A 16,877-nucleotide genomic window follows, 5' to 3' on the forward strand; every position below is an offset into this window, starting at 1 on the left:
GCCGTCGGGTGACGACTCCAGTGTGCGCGTGTGCCGCTACAACCGGCGCCATCTCTCGTCCACGGCCACGGTACGGAGCCGCCAGCCGGCGTCCGTACGCCGCAGGCCGAAGGAGTAGCGCCCGCCGCAGACGAAGTCCTCGCCGGACTCGAACCGCATGGGGTTGACGTAGTCCGCGCGCACGTCCGCACTGTCGCCGGGGTAGCCGCCGAGGTCCTGGATGTGGACGCGCCGGTTCACGATCAGGTGCTGGCGCACCGGGAAGAGCCGCATCGTCTCGGCGAGCCAGTCGGCCACCTCGGCGGCGGGGCCCTCGATGCCGCCGGAGCCCCGGTAGTCGGCGCGGCCCTCGGGGGTGAACAGTGCCCGGTACCCCGCCCAGTCGGAGTCGTCCACCGCCACCGCGTAACCGGTGACGAGGTCGTCGATGGCCAGCCGGTCCATCACGGTCGCGAGATCCACGCGCTGTGTCATCGGCTCAGTGTCGGGCAGGCGGAGCCCGGGGCCAAGGGCCGTGCGAGGGGTCGTGGCGGGATCCCGGCGATACTTTCCGGATGCGCATCGACTTCGATCCCGGCCTCAGCGACCGGAACAGCTTCTACCGACTGCTCACCGCCACCGTCGTCCCCCGTCCGATCGCGTGGGTCTCCACGACCTCCGCGGACGGGATCGACAATCTCGCCCCGCACTCCTTCTTCACGATCTCGTCGGTGACGCCGCCGGTCGTGCAGTTCACCTCGGTGGGCCGCAAGGACTCCCTGCGCAACGTCGAGGAGACGGGCGCGTTCGTGGTGAACCTCGCCCCCGAGCCGCTCTTCGAGCGGATCAACGCCACGGCGACGGACTTCCCGCACGGGACGAGCGAGTTCGACGTGTGCGGGATCGAGCGCGAGCCGAGTCTGCGGGTCAAGCCGCCGCGGGTGGCCCAGGCGCCGGTGGCCCTGGAGTGCGAGCTGCACAGCACGCTGCGGATCGGCGACTCGACCGTGGTCTTCGGCCGGGTGGTGCACGCGGCGGTCGACGAGGCCGTGATGGTCGACGGCCACCCCGAGATCACCCGGATGCGGCCGCTGACCCGGCTGGGCAGGAACGAGTGGGGGACGCTGGGCGGCATCCGCGAGATCGCCCGCGTGCCGTACGCCCGGTAGCCCGCCGCCGACGCGTCCGCCCGGACCTGCCGTCGTCGCGGCCCCGGGCGGGACGGCCTTCCGTCTACGCGGCTTCCCAGCGGTGCGGGCGGCCGTCCCGCCATTCGACCAGGTGGGGGTCGTCCAGGATCATGTCCGCGTCCTCGAGCCCCGCGCGGCGCAGGAACTCGACGAGGTCGGTGTCGTTGTGCGCGAGTCCGACGATCTGTCCGCGCACGGTGACGCGCCGGCCGCCGCCGGGGGAGGGGCGGTGCACGACGACGGGTGGGTGCCAGGCCATGGTTCCAGGGTGCGACGGCTCCCCGAAGATCGCCTGGTGGCGGGGAGCGTTCCGGGCACACGGGGTGCGAACGCCGCACCTCGAACCGTCGCGCGTACACCCTCGCCGCGCGCCGGGAGGGGCGGGAGGATCGTCAGGTCCGTTCGGGTGGGGCGCACCTGAGCAGAGTCGCCGGAAACCCCTAGTCCGGCGCCCCGTCCCGCCCGGCGCGCAGCCCGGCTCCCGCCCGGACGGACCCGCCTGCGGCCCGGCCGGCGGGAGGGGCCCGAAGAGGCCGGGGATCAGCCCGCGGACTCGCCCGCGTGGGGGCTCAGGACGTCGGTGCCGACGAGGATGAACAGCAGGATGCCCAGCAGGATCCGGTAGATCACGAACGGCATGAAGCTCTTGGTCGTGATGAACTTCATGAACCACGCGATGACGGCGTAGCCGACGACGAACGCGATGATCGTCGCGAAGATCGTCGGGCCCCAGGAGACATGGCCCTCGCCGGCGTCCTTCAGCTCGAAGACGCCCGAGGCGAGTACGGCGGGGATGGCGAGCAGGAACGAGTAGCGTGCCGCCGCCTCGCGGGTGTATCCCATGAGCAGACCGCCGGAGATCGTCGCGCCGGACCGGGAGACGCCCGGGATCAGTGCCATCGCCTGGCAGAGACCGTAGATCAGGCCGTCCCGCACACCGAGGTCCTTGAGCGTCTTGCGCTCGCGGATCGCGCGGTGGCGTCCGCCGATCTCGTCACGGGCGGCGAGCCCGTCCGCGACGCCGAGGACGATGCCCATGACGATGAGGGTCGTGGCGATGAGCCGCAGATCGCGGAAGGGGCCCTCGATCTGGTCCTTGAACGTGACGCCGAGGACGCCGATCGGGATCGAGCCGACGATGACCAGCCAGCCCATCTGGGCGTCGTGGTCGCCGCGCATCGACTTGTCGCGCAGCGAGCGGAACCAGGCCGAGACGATGCGCGCGATGTCCTTGCGGAAGTAGATCAGGACGGCGGTCTCCGTGCCGATCTGGGTGATCGCCGTGAAGGCCGCGCCCGGGTCGTGCCACCCCGCGAAGGCCGCCGTGAGCCGGAGGTGCGCGCTGGAGGAGATGGGAAGGAACTCCGTCAGCCCCTGGACGAGTCCGAGGATGAATGATTCGAACCAACTCATGGGGCTAGGGCCGTCCCGAATGTGCTCGTGCGGTCAGAGGGGGTCACGCTGAGGCCCCGCGCGCGTGACGTCACGGGGCCGCGGCGGTCGGATCGGAGATCGACCGCCGGTCGTTGCGCAGCGTACCGTCCTCAGATGACGGGCCCGTTCTCAGGTCTCCGGGGTGCCCGGCCAGGGGTCGGGATCAGCCCGCCGACGGGCTCGTGGCGGCGCTCTGCTCGGGGCTCGGCTCGGCGCCCGTCGCCGGGCTCGTCGCGGGGAGAGGGCTCTCGGTGGGCCCCGCCGCCGTCCAGCCCGGCGCCCGCACGTGCGTGGTCAGGTTCGTGGCGTCCGCCTCACCGCCGCAGCAGGCGCACACGATCCTCGGGCTGAGCATCTCGCCGCAGCTGTGCTCGAGGAGCACCGGCCGGTCCTCCATGTTCACGTGCCGGTCCCCCCAGGCCATCAGCGTCAGCAGGACGGGCCCGAGCTCCTCGCCGGCCGGTGTGGCCCGGTACTCGAAGCGCCGCGGCCGCTCGCTGTACGGCACCTTCTCCAGGATTCCGGCCTCGACCAGGCGCTTCAGACGCGCGGTCAGGATGTCACGCGGCGCACCGGTGTTGCGGGCGATCCGGTCGAAGCGGCGCACGCCGAGCGAGATCTCGCGCAGGACGAGCAGGGAGTACTTCTCCCCGACCAGCGAGAGGGCGTCGGCGATCGAGCAAGGGCGGGGGGCGGCCTTCATGCGACCAGCCTAGAGCAGAACCGCGGGAGTGGGTTTGACATCCCAACCGACTGGGCTATGTTACCGGCACGTGTTGGTTCGATTTTCCAACTCACCTGGTGAACGAGGAGCCGTCATCATGCGCGACGCCGTCATCGTCGAAGCGGTCCGCACACCCATAGGCCGGGGGAAGGCAGGTGGCGCGCTGGCCGACGTCCATCCCGTCGCCCTGCTCTCCCACACCCTCTCCGCGCTGATCGAACGCGCGGGCATCGACCCGGCGCTCGTCGACGACGTCATCGGCGGCACCGTCGACCAGGTCGGCGAACAGGCCATGAACACCACCCGGTACGCCTGGCTGGGGGCGGGCTTCCCCGAGTCCGTGCCCGCCACCACCGTCGACCGGCAGTGCGGTTCCTCGCAGCAGGCCGTGCACTTCGCCGCGCAGGGCGTGATCTCCGGGGCGTACGACATCGTCGTCGCGTGCGGGGTCGAGTCGATGAGCCGCGTCCCGATGTGGTCGAACGTGCCGCCCGGCGCGGACCCGTTCGGGCCGGGGGTCGCCGAGCGCTATCCCGAGGGCCTGGTCCCCCAGGGCATCAGCGCGGAACTGATCGCCGCCAAGTGGTCCATCGGGCGGGAGGCCATGGACGAGTTCGCCGTCGCCTCGCACGCCAGGGCCGCGCACGCCTGGGAGTCGGGGCTCTTCGACGCCGAGGTCGCGCCCTACGGAGAGTTCCGCCGTGACGAGTCGGTCCGGCCCGCGACCACGCCCGCGATCCTGGCCGGCCTGCGCCCCGCCTTCCGGGACCAGGTCTTCGCCGAGCGCTTCCCGCAGATCGACTGGTCCGTGACGGCGGGGAACAGCAGCCCGGTCAACGACGGGGCTTCGGCCGTGCTCGTCATGGCGGCGGAGACCGCCGAAAGGCTCGGCCTGCGGCCGCTCGCACGGCTGCACGGCTTCGCCGTGACGGGCTCCGACCCGCTGCTCATGCTGACGGGCGTCATCCCGGCGACGGAGAAGGTGCTGCGGCGCACGGGTCTGGGCCTGGACGACATCGACCTCTTCGAGATCAACGAGGCGTTCGCGAGCGTGGTGCTCGCCTGGCAGCAGGAGACCGGCGCGGACCCCGCCAGGATCAACGTGCACGGCGGGGCGATCGCGCTCGGCCACCCCCTCGGCGCCAGCGGCACCCGCCTGACCACCACACTCGTCCACGCCCTGCGCGCCCGGGGCGCGCGCTACGGCCTCCAGGCGATGTGCGAGGCGGGGGGCCTGGCCAACGCGATGATCGTCGAGGCCCTCTGAGAGCCCGACGGACGAGCGGCCCGGCGCCGGGCACCTCCCGCCGGGCCGTGAGCGCGGCTATGCGCGGTCCACTCCCGCGCCCGCCAGCGGGCGTTCGGCCTCGCGGCCGGGGGAGGGGGCCGCCGCCGTCGCGCGCAGGCTGTGGCGCTTGCGCCAGGCGACGAGCGCCGCGGCGAGACCGGACACGACGATGAACCCCATCGAGATCAGGAAGGCGGGCGAGGTCGGGGAGCCGGCCTGGCTGCCCGCGATCACGTACGCCGCCGTGTTGGGGATCGATCCGAGGCCGGTGGCGAGCAGGAAGGGCGCGTACCCCATGCGGGAGACCGCGGCGCAGTAGTTGGCAGCGGCGAAGGGCACGCCGGGGAAGAGCCGGATCGCCAGCATCGAGCGGAATCCGTGCCGGCTCAGCTGTCCGTCCGCCGCCTTCAGCCAGCGGCCCCGCACCAGCGGCCGCAGGGCCCCCTGCCCGAGCACCCGCCCGAGCGTGAAGGAGATCCCCGCCCCGAGGACCGTCCCCGCGACGGCAGCCACCAGCCCCGCCTGGGTGCCGAACAGCGCGCCCGCCGCCAGGTTGAGGATCGGCCGGGGCACGAACGCCGCCGTGCACAGCCCGTACGCCAGGCCGAACAGCACCGCGGCCCCGGCGCCGCTCACCTGCGGCGGCCAGCCCTCGGCGAGGAGTCGCTGTGGCTCGTACAGCACCACCGTCGTCGCCGCGCTCGCGAGCACCACAGCGAGCAGGGAGAGGCGCGACCAGGGGGAGAGCAGAGCCCGGGAACAGCGAAGCGCGAGAGAGCCCGGCGGCCGGGTGACGGGGTCGAGCATCCGGGGAGCGTAACCGACGAGCCCCTGTGATCGCCGTGATGTCCGTCATCCGCCGTAGGGTGAGACGCATGACCCCCGCCGTGCCCGACAGCGCCCTCGCCGACGCCGTGCTGGGCCGTCTGACGGAGATCTACCCCACCGCCGCGGACCCCTTCCGGGCGCAGGAGCAGATCGCGTACATGAAGGGGGTCGCGCCCTTCCTCGGTCTGCGCACCCCTGAACGGCGCGCCCTGTCCCGCACCGTGCTGGACGGTCTCCCGCGCCCCGACGAGCAGGACTGCACGGCCGTCGCCCTGCGCTGCTTCGCCCTCCCCGAGCGCGAGTACCACTATTTCGCCGTCGACTATCTGCGCCGGTACGTCAAGAGCTGCTCGTCGGACTTCCTGCCGGTCGCCCGGCAGCTCGTCACGACCGTCTCCTGGTGGGACACCGTCGACCCCCTCGCCGCCCACGTCGTCGGCGGGCTCGTGGCCGCCGACCCGGCGCTCGCGGACCGCATGGACGTCTGGATCGACGACGACGACCTGTGGGTCGCGCGGGCGGCCCTCCTGCACCAACTCCGGTTCAGGGACGCGACCGACGCCCGGCGCCTCTTCGCATACTGCATCCGCCGGTCCTGGAACACCGACTTCTTCATCCGCAAAGCGATCGGCTGGGCGCTGCGGGAGTACGCCAAGAGCGCCCCCGGCGAGGTGCGCGCCTTCGTCGAGGACCACCGGATACGGCTCTCGCCCCTCTCCGTACGCGAAGCCCTCAAGAACCTCTGACAACAGGCGCCTCAGCGGCCACATAGGCCCCTCGCGACGCGAAAATCGTTCGACGCCGACCGCCCGTCCGGCCATGATCGTGGACATGTTCCGGTACGCCTTCCTCGCAGCACGGCCCGCAGTCGCGGCCGCGCCGAAGGCTGCCGTCGTTCCCCTCGCCTTCTTCGCTCCTGACGCGTTCGTCGCGTTCTTCGCGCACTCCGCCGCGGCGCTCGACGGCGCCCGAGGCTGACCCTCCCCGGATCGTCCGGCGGACCCCGCAGGGGGAGGGTCGGTCCGGCCCCGGGGTCCCCTCACGCTTCGAGCTCAAGGAATGAGCGAAACCATGTCCAAGACGGCATACGTGCGCACCAAGCCGCACCTCAACATCGGCACCATGGGCCACGTCGACCACGGCAAGACCACCCTGACCGCCGCCATCACCAAGGTGCTCAGCGAGCGCGGGACCGACAGCCCCACGTCCTACGTCTCCTTCGACCGCATCGACCGCGCGCCCGAGGAGGCCCAGCGCGGCATCACCATCAACCTCGCGCACGTCGAGTACGAGACCGACACCCGCCACTACGCCCATGTCGACATGCCGGGCCACGCCGACTACGTCAAGAACATGGTCACCGGCGCGGCCCAGCTCGACGGGGCGATCCTCGTCGTCTCGGCGCTCGACGGGATCATGCCGCAGACCGCGGAGCACGTCCTGCTGGCCCGTCAGGTCGGCGTCGACCACATCGTCGTGGCCCTCAACAAGGCCGACGCCGGGGACGACGAATTGACCGACCTGGTGGAGCTGGAGGTGCGGGAGCTGCTGACCGCCCACGGCTACGGCGGCGACTCCGTCCCCGTCGTGCGCGTCTCCGGCCTCCGCGCCCTGGAGGGCGACCCGCGGTGGACGGGGGCGATCGAGGCGCTGCTGGACGCGGTGGACACCTATGTGCCCATGCCCGTGCGCTATGTGGAGGCGCCGTTCCTGATGTCCGTCGAGAACGTCCTCACCATCACCGGCCGCGGCACCGTCGTCACGGGCGCGGTCGAGCGCGGCACGGTCCGCGTCGGCGACCGCGTGGAAATCCTGGGCGCGGACACCGAGACCGTCGTCACCGGCGTCGAGACCTTCGGCAAGCCCATGGAGTCCGCGGAGGCGGGGGACAACGTGGCCCTGCTGCTGCGCGGCGTCCCACGGGACGCGGTCCGCCGCGGCCATGTGGTGGCGGCGCCGGGCAGCGTCGTGCCGAACCGGCGGTTCGCCGCCCAGGTGTACGTCCTGTCGGCCAAGGAAGGAGGCCGCACCACCCCGGTCTCCACCGGCTACCGGCCGCAGTTCTACATCCGCACGGCGGACGTGGTCGGCGACGTCGACCTCGGCGGGACGGCGGTCGCGCGCCCCGGCGACACGGTCACCATGACCGTTGAGCTGGGCCGCGCGGTGCCGCTGGAGACCGGCCTCGGCTTCGCCATCCGGGAAGGCGGCCGCACGGTCGGGGCCGGCACGGTCACGTCCGTCGGCTGACGATGGCACGACGACCGGCGGGCGGCCGAAGCCGCCCGCCGGTCGGGGCCGTTCGGCGGGCTGTCGGGGCCCGCGAGGCACGGTCCCCGACAGCGAGGCCCGTCGGGCGGTGAGCCCGGGTTCTGTCGGGCCGGTGGACGGCCCGTCGGGCGGTGAGCCCGGGTTCTGTCGGGCCGGTGGACGGCCTGTCGGGCGGTGAGCCCGGGTTCTGTCGGGCCGGTGGGCCGCCCGTCGGGCGGTGAGCCAGGTCGTCACCCCGGACGCCGCCTCCCGGCAGGCCATCGGGCGGGGCGGGCTCGACCCCGCCCGCCGGGACCACGCCGCCCGGGCCGGACGGGCGCAGGCCGCCCGCCCACGCACCGGCCGTGGCCGCGCTGTGGGCACAATGAGGGCGTGAACGAGAGCGCCGACGAGCAGATCCCCGTCATCCGTGACGTCGACCAGGGCACCGCACGGCTGATGCCCGACATCGACCGGCGCCGGGCCTGGCTGCTCACCGTCGACGGCGCGCCCCAGTCGTACGTCGACCTCGACGAGCCGACGCACCTGGAGTTCGAGTACGCCCGGCGGCTCGCCCACGTCCTCGACACCGCCGCCGACGAGGCCGCCCCGCTCGACGTCCTGCACCTCGGCGGCGGAGCGCTCACCCTGCCCCGCTACGTCGTCGCCACCCGTCCCGGCTCCCGCCAGGACGTGGTCGAGGCCGACCGGGGCCTGCTCGCCCTGGTTGCCGAGCACCTCCCGCTGCCGGACGGCTCGGGTGTCACCGTCCACGGCGCGGACGCCCGCGCCTGGCTGGAGTCCGCCCCGGCCGCGTCGGCGGACGTGCTGATCGCCGACGTCTTCGGCGGCTCACGGGTGCCCGCCCACCTGACCTCGGCCGAGTACGCGCGAGCGGCCCGCAGGGTGCTGCGGCCGGACGGGGTCTACGTCGCCAACCTGGCCGACGGCGCGCCCTTCCCCTTCCTCCGCTCGCAACTCGCCACGTTCGCCGCCGTCTTCCCCGAGCTTGCGCTGATCGCCGAACCGGCCGTGCTGCGGGGCCGCCGTTTCGGCAACGCCGTTCTCGTCGCCTCCGGAGCGGAGATCGACACGGCCCGCCTGGCACGGCGTGCGGCCGGGGACGTCTTTCCGGCGCGGGTGGAGTCCGGTGCCTCACTCGCCCGCCTCACCGGGGACGCCCGGCCGGTCCACGACGAGAACGCGGTGCCCTCTCCCGTACCGCCGGACGGCGCCTTCGGCATCGGATGAGGGGGCGCGGCCACGCCGGGCGGCCCCGCCCCCGGACCTCCGTGGCCGTCTACGGCCGAGGCTCGGGTGCGGGTGCGGGTGCGGGTGCGGGTGCGGGCGCCGGTGCGGGCGCGGACTGCGGTGCGTGTGTGGCGACGGGCGCGGGAGCCACGCCTCCGTCGAGCCCGTGACCCGGGGCCGTGACCCGCTTCGTACGGCGCGTCAGGTTCCGTACGTCCGGGACGAGCAGCACCAGAGCCGTCACGACCACGATCAGCGTGGCCGAGCCCCACAAGGCCTCGCTGCGCCCGAAGAGGCTCTCCGCCGGACCCGCGAGCGCCGTCGACAGCGGCAGCATGGCGGTCGAGCCGAACCAGTCGTACGCCGAGACCCGGGACAGTTTGTCCTCCGGGATCTCCTGGTGCAGCGTCGTCATCCAGGCGACACCGAACACCTCGATGGCCACGCCGCTGACGAACATGGCGACCGAGAGCCCGACCACGTCGAGCGGCACCGCGAGTGCGGCCGAGGGCAGCGCGATCGGGAAGACCCCCAGCGTGCCGACGAGCAGCATCCGCCGGGGTTTCCACCGCATCATCAGCAGCGCGCCGACGAGTGTGCCCACCCCGAACGCGGCGAGCGCGAGCCCCCAGGGCCGTGCCCCGCCCAGGTGGTCGCGGGCGACCAGCGGCCCGTAGACCGACTCGGCGGCGCCGATCAGGGCCACCACGATGGAGAACTGGGCCACGATCGACCACAGCCACGGGCGCCCGACGAACTCCTGCCAGCCCTCCCGCAGATCGGAGAGGAGACCGCCGCCCGGTTTCCGTTCGGCGATGTGACCGACGTCGAGGAAGGCGCGGAGCGCACCGGCGACGGCGAAGGCCGCCGCGTCGATGGCGAGGACCCACCCGGGGCCGACGGCGGCGATCATGGCGCCGCCCAGTGCGGCCCCGCCGATGCCGGCGCCGTGCATGGCCATCCGGAAGAGGGCGAACGCCCGGCTGACCTGCTCGCCGCTGACGCTGGACATCAGCATGCCCTCGGCGGCGGGGCTGAAGAAGGCCTGGCCCGTTCCGCAGAGCGCGGTCAGCAGCATCATCTGCCACAGCGCGGGGTCGCCCGTCAGGACGAGGAAGGCGAACACCGCCTGCGAGACGCAGTTGAGGGCGTTGGCGGCGACCATGACGCGGTGGCGGGGTATGCGGTCGGCCACCGCGCCGCCGATGAGCAGGAAGAGCACGAGCGGGAGGGTGCGGGCCGCCGCCACCAGTCCCACGTCGCCGCCGTCGCCACCGGACTGGAGGACGGCGAACGCCGCCGCGATCAGCGCACCATGGGTACCGAGGTTGGTGATGATCGCGGCGGCGGTCAGCAGGAGGTAGTTGCGCCCGGCCCACTCGGGGCGGCGCGAGCGCGACGGCGCGGGGGGAGGCGGAGGGGCGGCGGGAGTACTCACTCCGGGACTATCCCTGCCGCCACCCCCTCCTGCCAAACCGATATCGCGCGCCCGCGGCCGGCCGCCCGGGCCGACGCCGGTGTCGGGTCAGGAGGACGTCGGTGCCAGGCGCACGGTGGAGAGGATCTGCTGGATCACGGCGTCCGGCAGCTCGTCCTTGACGTTGTCCGCGGCGTAGAGCACCCACGACGAGAAGTCGCCCTGGGAGTTCTTGAAGGAGAACGCGATGGACTTGCCGTCCGACTCGCACTTGTTCCGCTTCTTGATGCCGGGCGCGGTGGCCGTCGACATGCTGCCCGTGAGTCCGGACTTCGTCTTGTACGGCACGGCCTTGGCGATCTTGATGGTGCCCTTGGGCATGTGCTGGGCATAGCCCGCCCACACCCAGTTGCCCGCCTCGTTGAACGCCGCCTCGTCGGTGTTCTTGGCGCCCTGGCCGCCCTTGGTGCCGACGCTGCTCAGGCCCCAGGTCTCCTCGGTGCCGTTCTTGTCGGTGTCGAACGCGCACCACTTGCTCTTGTAGCGAGCGGGGGCCGACATCGTGACGACAGGGCTGCCGTCGTTCTTCTTCTCGTCCTCGAAGAACGTGACCGAGCCGGGCTTCAGCAGCTCCCACTCGGGCGGTACGTCGAACAGCGTGCCGTACTTCGGGTTGTGGACGACCTTCCACCCGGGGATCGTCGGCTGGAGCTCGGCGTCGTCGCGCGGGTTGTCGATCGCGGGGGAGGACGCAGAGGCGGACTGGGAGGCCGGCGCGGACGGCTTGGGGTCGCCTCCGGCGGTGGTCTTCTCGCCGTCGTCGCCGAGGACGAGGAATCCGGTGACCCCCGCCGCGACGACCACGGCGGTCGCGGCGACGATGGCGATGAGGGTCGTCTGCTTCTTCCTGCCGCCGTCGGGACCGCCCGGCTGGGCGGGGCCCGGCATGCCGTACTGCACCGTCTGCTGGTACGGGTTCGGCTGCGGGTAGCCCGGCTGCCCCGCCTGCTGGGGATAGCCCTGCGGCGGCTGCTGCGGATACCCGGGCTGCCCCGTGGGCGGCTGCTGGTACGGGTTCGGCTGCTGCGGGTAACCCGGCTGCTGGTACGGGTTCTGGTTCTGGTCCTGCGGGTTCTGCTCGCCCCCGGGCGGCTGCTGTCCTGGCCACATGGCCAGTAACCATAGAGGTGCGGCGGGGACGCGGCTACGCCCGCCCCCGCCCAGGCCTGCGCGTACGGGGATGGCCTTCCCTGCTACTCGTGGGTAACATCGCCGCATGAGCGCAGACCAGATGTCCGTCGGCGAGATGCTCGCCGCGACGGTTCCCATGGCCAGGACCCTCAACCTCGAGTTCCTGGAGACCACTTCCGAGCGTGCCGTCGTCCGCATGCCGGACCAGGCCGCCTACCACAACCACGTCGGCGGCCCGCACGCCGGAGCCATGTTCACGCTGGCCGAGTCCGCCAGCGGGGCCATCGTCCTCGCCGCGTTCGGAGCCCAGCTGAGCCGTGCGGTCCCGCTCGCCGTCAAGGCGGAGATCGGCTACAAGAAGCTCGCCATGGGTGTCGTGACCGCCACGGCGACCCTGGGCCGCCCTGCCGCCGAGGTCGTGGCCGAGCTCGACGCCGGTGAGCGACCCGAGTTCCCGGTCCACATCGCGATCACCCGCGAGGACGGCGCCGTCACGGGCGAGATGACCGTCGTCTGGACCCTGCGCCCGAACTCCTGACCCGCGGGCACCCCCGGTGCCCGGCCACCGGGGCCCGGCGTCGCCAGGCTCTCGTTCGGGTCGTCACGGCCGCCCCCGCACCTCTTCGGGTGCGGGGGCGGCCGTGTCCCGGGGCACTGCCCCGGAATCCGACGGGCCGTCACGCATAGTGCGCAGAAGAGCCACACGGCATCCGCGCCCGCGCCGAGGAGAAGCCACCTTGTCCGACGTCCCGCCCCGTTCGCGTCCCCTTCCGAGCCCTCTTCCGCGCCTGCCTCTGCCGTGGCCGCCGCCCCTGCCGAGCAGCGCTCCGGCCGACCCCGCCCGGATCGTCTCCCCCACCTCGGCGGGACCGGCCGGCGGCCCCGCTCCGGTTGCGGAACCCTCGCGGGCCGAGGGCGCGGACACCGAGGGCGCCGAAGAGGCGGGCACGGAGGGCGCCGCCGGCGCGGGCCGGACAGCTCCGCCATGTGACGCCCCCGGGACGGCGGGCGGACGCGGCCCGGCCGGTGAGCGGCGCACGGCGGAGCGGGGCCTGCCGCGACGCGGGCTGCTGCTCCTCCTCGGCGGCGCCGCCGCGCTGGCGGCCGTCACCGGGACGACCGCCGCGGCCGCCGCCCCCGCGCGCCGCGCCTCCGGTCGTGGCGGCGACCCCACGGCCGCCCCGGCACCCGAACCGGTCACCGACCGCGTCGCGGACCTCCTCGCCCGGCTCACCCTCGACGAGAAGATCTCCCTGCTCCACGGCGCGACCGACCCCCAGCGCCTCGGCCAGGCCGGATACGTGCCCGGCGTCCCCCGGCTCGGCATCCCCGAACTGCGGCTCGCCGACGGACCCGCGGGCGTCCGCGTCCAGCGCACCGCCACCGCGCTGCCCGCACCCGTCATGCTCGCCGCCGCCTTCGATCCCGCGCTCGCCCGCGCCTACGGCCAGGTCCTCGGCCGCGAGGGCCGCGCCCTCGGCCAGGACGTGATGCTCTCCCCGATGGTCAACCTCATCCGCACCCCTTACGCGGGGCGGAACTTCGAGACCTTCTCCGAAGACCCCCTCCTCACCGCCGACCTCGCCGCCGAGCAGGTCCGGGGCATCCAGGCCGAGGGCCTGGTCGCCACCGTCAAGCACCTCGCCCTCAACAACCAGGAGAAGGACCGGATGACCGTCGACGTCCGGGCCGGGGAGCAGACCCTCCACGAGACGGAACTGCGCCCCTTCGAGGCCGCCGTCGCCGCCGGGGCCGGTGCCGTGATGGCCGCGTACAACAAGGTCGACGGTCTCCACGCCACCGAGAGCCGGACGCTGCTCACCGACATCCTGCGCGACCGCTGGGGCTTCGACGGCTGGGTGATGAGCGACTGGGGCGCCCTCCACTCCACCGCCGCCGCCCTCACCGCCGGCCTCGACATGGAGATGCCCGGCGGACGGTACTTCGGCGCGCCCCTGCGCACCGCCGTGCGCGACGGCCGGGTCGCCGAGGAGGACGTGGACCGGGCGGTGCGCCGTCTGCTCACCGTCCGGGAACGGTACGGACTGCTCGACGCGACGACTGAGACTACGGCGACGACCGAGGCTACGGCGTCGAGCGGGGCTGCGGCGTCGAGCGGGGCTGCGGCGACGACCGGGACCCCAGGATCGACCGGGACCCCAGGATCGACCGGGGCTCCGGGACCGACCGGGAGGCCCGAGCGGGCCGAAGGGGTCGAGAGGGCGCGGCCCGCGCGGAACGCCGCCGCCGGGGCCGCGTTCGCGCTGCGGGTCGCCACCGCCGGGGCGACCCTCCTGCGCAACGAGCACGGCGCCCTGCCGCTGGCCGGAACCGCCGCCCGCTCGATCGCCGTCATCGGGCCGACCGGCGCCGTCCCGTTCGTCAGCGGGGGCGGGAGCGCCCACGTCGTCCCCGACGCGGCGCCCAGCCCCCTCGACGCGATCAGGGCCCGGGCGGGTGAGGGGGCCACCGTCACCTACGCCATCGGCGAGGACGTCTACGGCACGGCCCTGCCGGCTCTCGCACCCGCGACCGACCTGGAGCGCGTCACCGTCGGCCCCGGCGAGACCTGGACCTACGAAGGCACGCTCACGGTCACCACCCCCGAGGACTGGACCTTCCTCGTCCACCACAGCGGGACGCGTCCCACCGTGACCCTCGACGGGATCGAGCTCTTCCCCGCCGCCCCGGCCCCCGGTCAGGTCCACGCCGGCGGGATCGCCGGCCGCGCCCCCGACGGCCTGACCGTCCGCCGGACCGGCCGCGCCCTCACCGCCGGACCCCACCGTCTGGAGGTCACGGCCCAGGGCGGGGCGCGGGGGCAGGTCTTCCGGCTCCGCGCCAAGACCGAGGCGGGCCGCGCGGCGGACGTGGCGGAGGCCGTCCGGGCCGCCTCGGCCGCCGGGAGCGTGGTGCTCTTCGCGTACGAGGAGGCCACCGAGGGCCGGGACCGTACGAGCCTCGCGCTCCCCGGCCGGCAGGAGGCTCTCATCGAGGCGGTGACCGGCGCCCACCCCCATACGGCCGTCGTCCTCAACACCTCGTCCGCGGTCACCATGCCGTGGCTGGACCGGACCGCCGCCGTCCTGCAGATGTACTACCCCGGACAGGAGGGCGCGGCCGCCACGGCCGCCGTCCTGTTCGGCGACGCCGACCCCGGCGGCCGGCTGACCCAGACCTTCCCGGCCGCCGAGGACCGCCATCCGACGGCGGGCGACCCGCGCCGCTACCCCGGGCAGGGCGGCGTCGCGGAGTACTCCGAGGGCGTGCACGTCGGGCACCGCTGGTACGACGCCGAAGACGTGGAGCCACTGTTCCCGTTCGGGCACGGTCTGTCGTACACCACCTTCACCTACCAGCGTCTGGTCGTGGCACCCGTCCCACCGGCCACACCCGGCGTGGGCGGGGGTCTCTCGGTCACCTTCACCGTCCGCAACACGGGCCGCCGGACCGGCACGGAGGTCGCCCAGATCTATCTGGGCCCCTCGCCCGACCTCGCCGCCCTCGGCATCGACCAGCCCCGCCAGTGCCTCGCCGGCTATCTCCGGCTGGAGCTGGAGGCCGGTGAACGACGAAAGGTGACCGTGCCCGTCACCGCCCGCACCCTGTCCTCCTGGGACGTGGCACGGCACGACTGGGTCCTCGGCACCGGACGCCGTACGGTCCGCGTGGGCTCCTCGTCCCGTGCCCTCAGGCTCCGTACCGAGGTCAGGGTCCCCTCCCCGTGACCAGGTAGGCTTCCCCGGCGTGCGCGACGCCGCGCACGCCGCGCACGCCGTGACCCAGGGCCGACAGGCGGGCCCGGCGTCCACGGTCGATACGGGAGGAACTCGCCTTGCACGTCCAGGAATGGCTGGAGACGATCCCCGCGGTCGCCATCTACGCGCTGGTGGGAGTGGTGATCGGGCTGGAGAGCCTGGGCATCCCCCTGCCCGGCGAGATCGTCCTCGTCAGCTCGGCCCTGCTCGCCTCGCAGCACGGCGACATCAATCCGTACGTCCTCGGCGCCTGTGCCACGGCCGGCGCGATCATCGGCGACTCGATCGGGTACGCCATCGGCCGCAGGGGCGGCCGGCCGCTGCTCGCCTGGCTGGGGAAGAAGTTCCCCAAGCACTTCAGCGAGGGCAACATCGCGCTGGCGGAGCGCTCCTTCGAGAAGTGGGGGATGTGGGCGGTCTTCTTCGGCCGCTTCGTCGCCCTGCTGCGGATCTTCGCCGGACCGCTCGCGGGTGTGCTGCGCATGCCGTACTGGAAGTTCCTCGTCGCCAACGTCTTCGGCGGCATCCTCTGGGCCGGCGGGACCACGGCGGTCGTCTACTCGGTGGGTGTGGTCGCCGAGGCGTGGCTGAAGCGCTTCTCGTGGCTGGGCCTGGTGTTCGCCGTGCTGGTCGGCCTCACCTCGATGCTCGTCCTGAAGAACCGCGCGAAGAAGGCGGCGGCCCAGGCGGAGGCGGAGCGGGCGGTGTCGGAGACGTCCCCGGCGCCGGCGGCCCAGGCGACCGTGCCGGTCGGGGACTGACCGACCGGGATACGCCGGACGGAGAGTGTGACGAGGGGCGCGGTGCCGTGAGGCAGCCGCGCCCCTCGCGCGTCACCCCTGCGGATCCTCGTAGATCTCGGCGTGGGCCTTCGCGAGGTGCAGGTACACCTCCGCGTTGAGACGGATGCCCTGCCGCTCCTCCTCCGTCAGCTCGCGCCGGACCTTCGCCGGGACGCCCGCGACGAGTGAGCCGGGCGGGACCTGCATCCCCTGCGGGACGAGCGCCTGCGCGGCGACGAGGGAGCCGGCGCCGATGCGGGCGCCGTTGAGGATCGTGGCTCCCATGCCCACCAGGACGTCGTCCTCGACGGTGCAGCCGTGGACCGTGGCGTTGTGGCCGACGGTGACCCGGGCGCCGATCGTGACCGGGAAGCCGGGGTCGACGTGCACGGTGCAGTTGTCCTGGACGTTGGAGTCCTCGCCGATCTCGATCGGCCCGCAGTCCGCGCGCAGCACGGCGTGGTACCAGATGCCGGCGCGGGCGCCGAGCGTGACGTCGCCGAGCACCACTGAGGTCGGGGCCGTGAAAGCGGTGGGATCGATCCGCGGCTCCTTGCCGCCCACACCCTTGATCAACGCCTGCTCGGTCATCGTCCGCTCCTGATCGTTTCGCTGTTCGCTCGCGCCTGGTGGGAACCCTACGAGACGCCCCGCCCGGGCCCGCCGCCCCTGTCCGCCGTCGCCCCGCGCGGCGACGGCCGGGCTCGCGGTCACCACCCGCCCGTACCCGTAACCGACATCACAGCGCGCGGCGCCGATCCGGTGCGACGGGGGCGACTACCGTG

General features: G+C 73.4%; 16 protein-coding genes and 1 pseudogene. 9 read left to right on the forward strand and 8 right to left on the reverse strand.

The window, feature by feature from the left end; all coding sequences use genetic code 11:
- Positions 1–36: 36 nt before the first annotated feature.
- A complete protein-coding gene (locus tag ACZ68P_RS29340) occupies positions 37–474 on the reverse strand; it encodes a nuclear transport factor 2 family protein (RefSeq protein WP_471011478.1) in 438 nt (145 codons plus the stop codon).
- Between the two features lie 80 nt (positions 475–554).
- On the opposite strand from ACZ68P_RS29340, the gene ACZ68P_RS29345 reads away from it, so the two are divergent.
- Entirely contained in the window at positions 555–1,148 is a 594-nt protein-coding gene (locus ACZ68P_RS29345; RefSeq protein WP_471011481.1) for a flavin reductase family protein, read from the forward strand.
- Between the two features lie 64 nt (positions 1,149–1,212).
- On the opposite strand, the gene ACZ68P_RS29350 is transcribed toward ACZ68P_RS29345, so the two are convergent.
- The 3 genes and pseudogenes from ACZ68P_RS29350 to ACZ68P_RS29360 form a co-directional block, all read right to left on the reverse strand.
- Positions 1,213–1,428, reverse strand: coding sequence for a hypothetical protein (locus ACZ68P_RS29350; protein ID WP_471011483.1), 216 nt, complete (start codon positions 1,426–1,428; stop codon positions 1,213–1,215).
- A 281-nt stretch (positions 1,429–1,709) separates the two neighbouring features.
- Positions 1,710–2,582, reverse strand: a complete 873-nt coding sequence (locus ACZ68P_RS29355) for an undecaprenyl-diphosphate phosphatase (protein WP_471011486.1) — start codon at positions 2,580–2,582, stop codon at positions 1,710–1,712.
- A gap of 271 nt (positions 2,583–2,853) precedes the next feature.
- A pseudogene (locus ACZ68P_RS29360) lies at positions 2,854–3,306 on the reverse strand (winged helix-turn-helix transcriptional regulator); the annotation flags it as partial.
- A gap of 118 nt (positions 3,307–3,424) precedes the next feature.
- Here ACZ68P_RS29360 and ACZ68P_RS29365 point away from each other — a divergent pair.
- The gene (locus ACZ68P_RS29365) at positions 3,425–4,594 is read left to right on the forward strand and encodes a thiolase family protein (protein WP_471011488.1); all 1,170 of its coding nucleotides are present in this window, start codon (positions 3,425–3,427) and stop codon (positions 4,592–4,594) included.
- A gap of 57 nt (positions 4,595–4,651) precedes the next feature.
- On the opposite strand, the gene ACZ68P_RS29370 is transcribed toward ACZ68P_RS29365, so the two are convergent.
- Positions 4,652–5,422, reverse strand: a complete 771-nt coding sequence (locus ACZ68P_RS29370; protein WP_471011489.1) for a TVP38/TMEM64 family protein — start codon at positions 5,420–5,422, stop codon at positions 4,652–4,654.
- Positions 5,423–5,490: 68 nt separating this feature from the next.
- Between ACZ68P_RS29370 and ACZ68P_RS29375 the strand changes: the two genes are divergently transcribed.
- The 4 genes from ACZ68P_RS29375 (at position 5,491) to ACZ68P_RS29390 (ending at position 8,944) form a co-directional block, all read left to right on the forward strand.
- Positions 5,491–6,189, forward strand: coding sequence for a DNA alkylation repair protein (locus tag ACZ68P_RS29375; protein ID WP_471011490.1), 699 nt, complete (start codon positions 5,491–5,493; stop codon positions 6,187–6,189).
- 85 nt (positions 6,190–6,274) lie between these two features.
- Positions 6,275–6,421 carry a hypothetical protein gene (locus ACZ68P_RS29380; RefSeq protein WP_471011492.1) on the forward strand — a complete coding sequence of 49 codons (147 nt, stop codon included), beginning with the start codon at positions 6,275–6,277 and terminating at the stop codon, positions 6,419–6,421.
- 93 nt (positions 6,422–6,514) lie between these two features.
- Entirely contained in the window at positions 6,515–7,693 is a 1,179-nt protein-coding gene (gene tuf, locus ACZ68P_RS29385) for an elongation factor Tu (protein WP_471011494.1), read from the forward strand.
- 459 nt (positions 7,694–8,152) lie between these two features.
- Complete coding sequence (locus ACZ68P_RS29390; RefSeq protein ID WP_471011620.1) at positions 8,153–8,944, forward strand: spermidine synthase; 792 nt, start codon at positions 8,153–8,155, stop codon at positions 8,942–8,944.
- Between the two features lie 49 nt (positions 8,945–8,993).
- Here ACZ68P_RS29390 and ACZ68P_RS29395 read toward each other — a convergent pair whose 3' ends face one another.
- Together ACZ68P_RS29395 and ACZ68P_RS29400 are read right to left on the reverse strand one after the other, a co-directional pair.
- Complete coding sequence (locus ACZ68P_RS29395) at positions 8,994–10,382, reverse strand: MFS transporter (protein WP_471011495.1); 1,389 nt, start codon at positions 10,380–10,382, stop codon at positions 8,994–8,996.
- An 87-nt stretch (positions 10,383–10,469) separates the two neighbouring features.
- Positions 10,470–11,531, reverse strand: coding sequence for a DUF8017 domain-containing protein (locus ACZ68P_RS29400; RefSeq protein WP_471011496.1), 1,062 nt, complete (start codon positions 11,529–11,531; stop codon positions 10,470–10,472).
- 106 nt (positions 11,532–11,637) lie between these two features.
- Here ACZ68P_RS29400 and ACZ68P_RS29405 point away from each other — a divergent pair, with 106 nt between their 5' ends.
- From ACZ68P_RS29405 to ACZ68P_RS29415, 3 genes are all read left to right on the forward strand, one after another.
- Positions 11,638–12,090: a DUF4442 domain-containing protein gene (locus ACZ68P_RS29405; protein ID WP_365715033.1), complete on the forward strand. Its 453-nt coding sequence runs from the start codon at positions 11,638–11,640 to the stop codon at positions 12,088–12,090.
- Positions 12,091–12,604: 514 nt separating this feature from the next.
- On the forward strand, positions 12,605–15,280 hold the full coding sequence (locus ACZ68P_RS29410; protein WP_471011621.1) for a glycoside hydrolase family 3 C-terminal domain-containing protein: 2,676 nt from the start codon (positions 12,605–12,607) through the stop codon (positions 15,278–15,280).
- Between the two features lie 107 nt (positions 15,281–15,387).
- The gene (locus ACZ68P_RS29415; protein WP_471011499.1) at positions 15,388–16,071 is read left to right on the forward strand and encodes a DedA family protein; all 684 of its coding nucleotides are present in this window, start codon (positions 15,388–15,390) and stop codon (positions 16,069–16,071) included.
- Between the two features lie 72 nt (positions 16,072–16,143).
- Here ACZ68P_RS29415 and ACZ68P_RS29420 read toward each other — a convergent pair whose 3' ends face one another.
- The gene (locus ACZ68P_RS29420) at positions 16,144–16,683 is read right to left on the reverse strand and encodes a gamma carbonic anhydrase family protein (RefSeq protein WP_471011502.1); all 540 of its coding nucleotides are present in this window, start codon (positions 16,681–16,683) and stop codon (positions 16,144–16,146) included.
- Positions 16,684–16,877 lie beyond the last annotated feature (194 nt).

This window comes from Streptomyces sp. NPDC036822 (assembly GCF_055609145.1).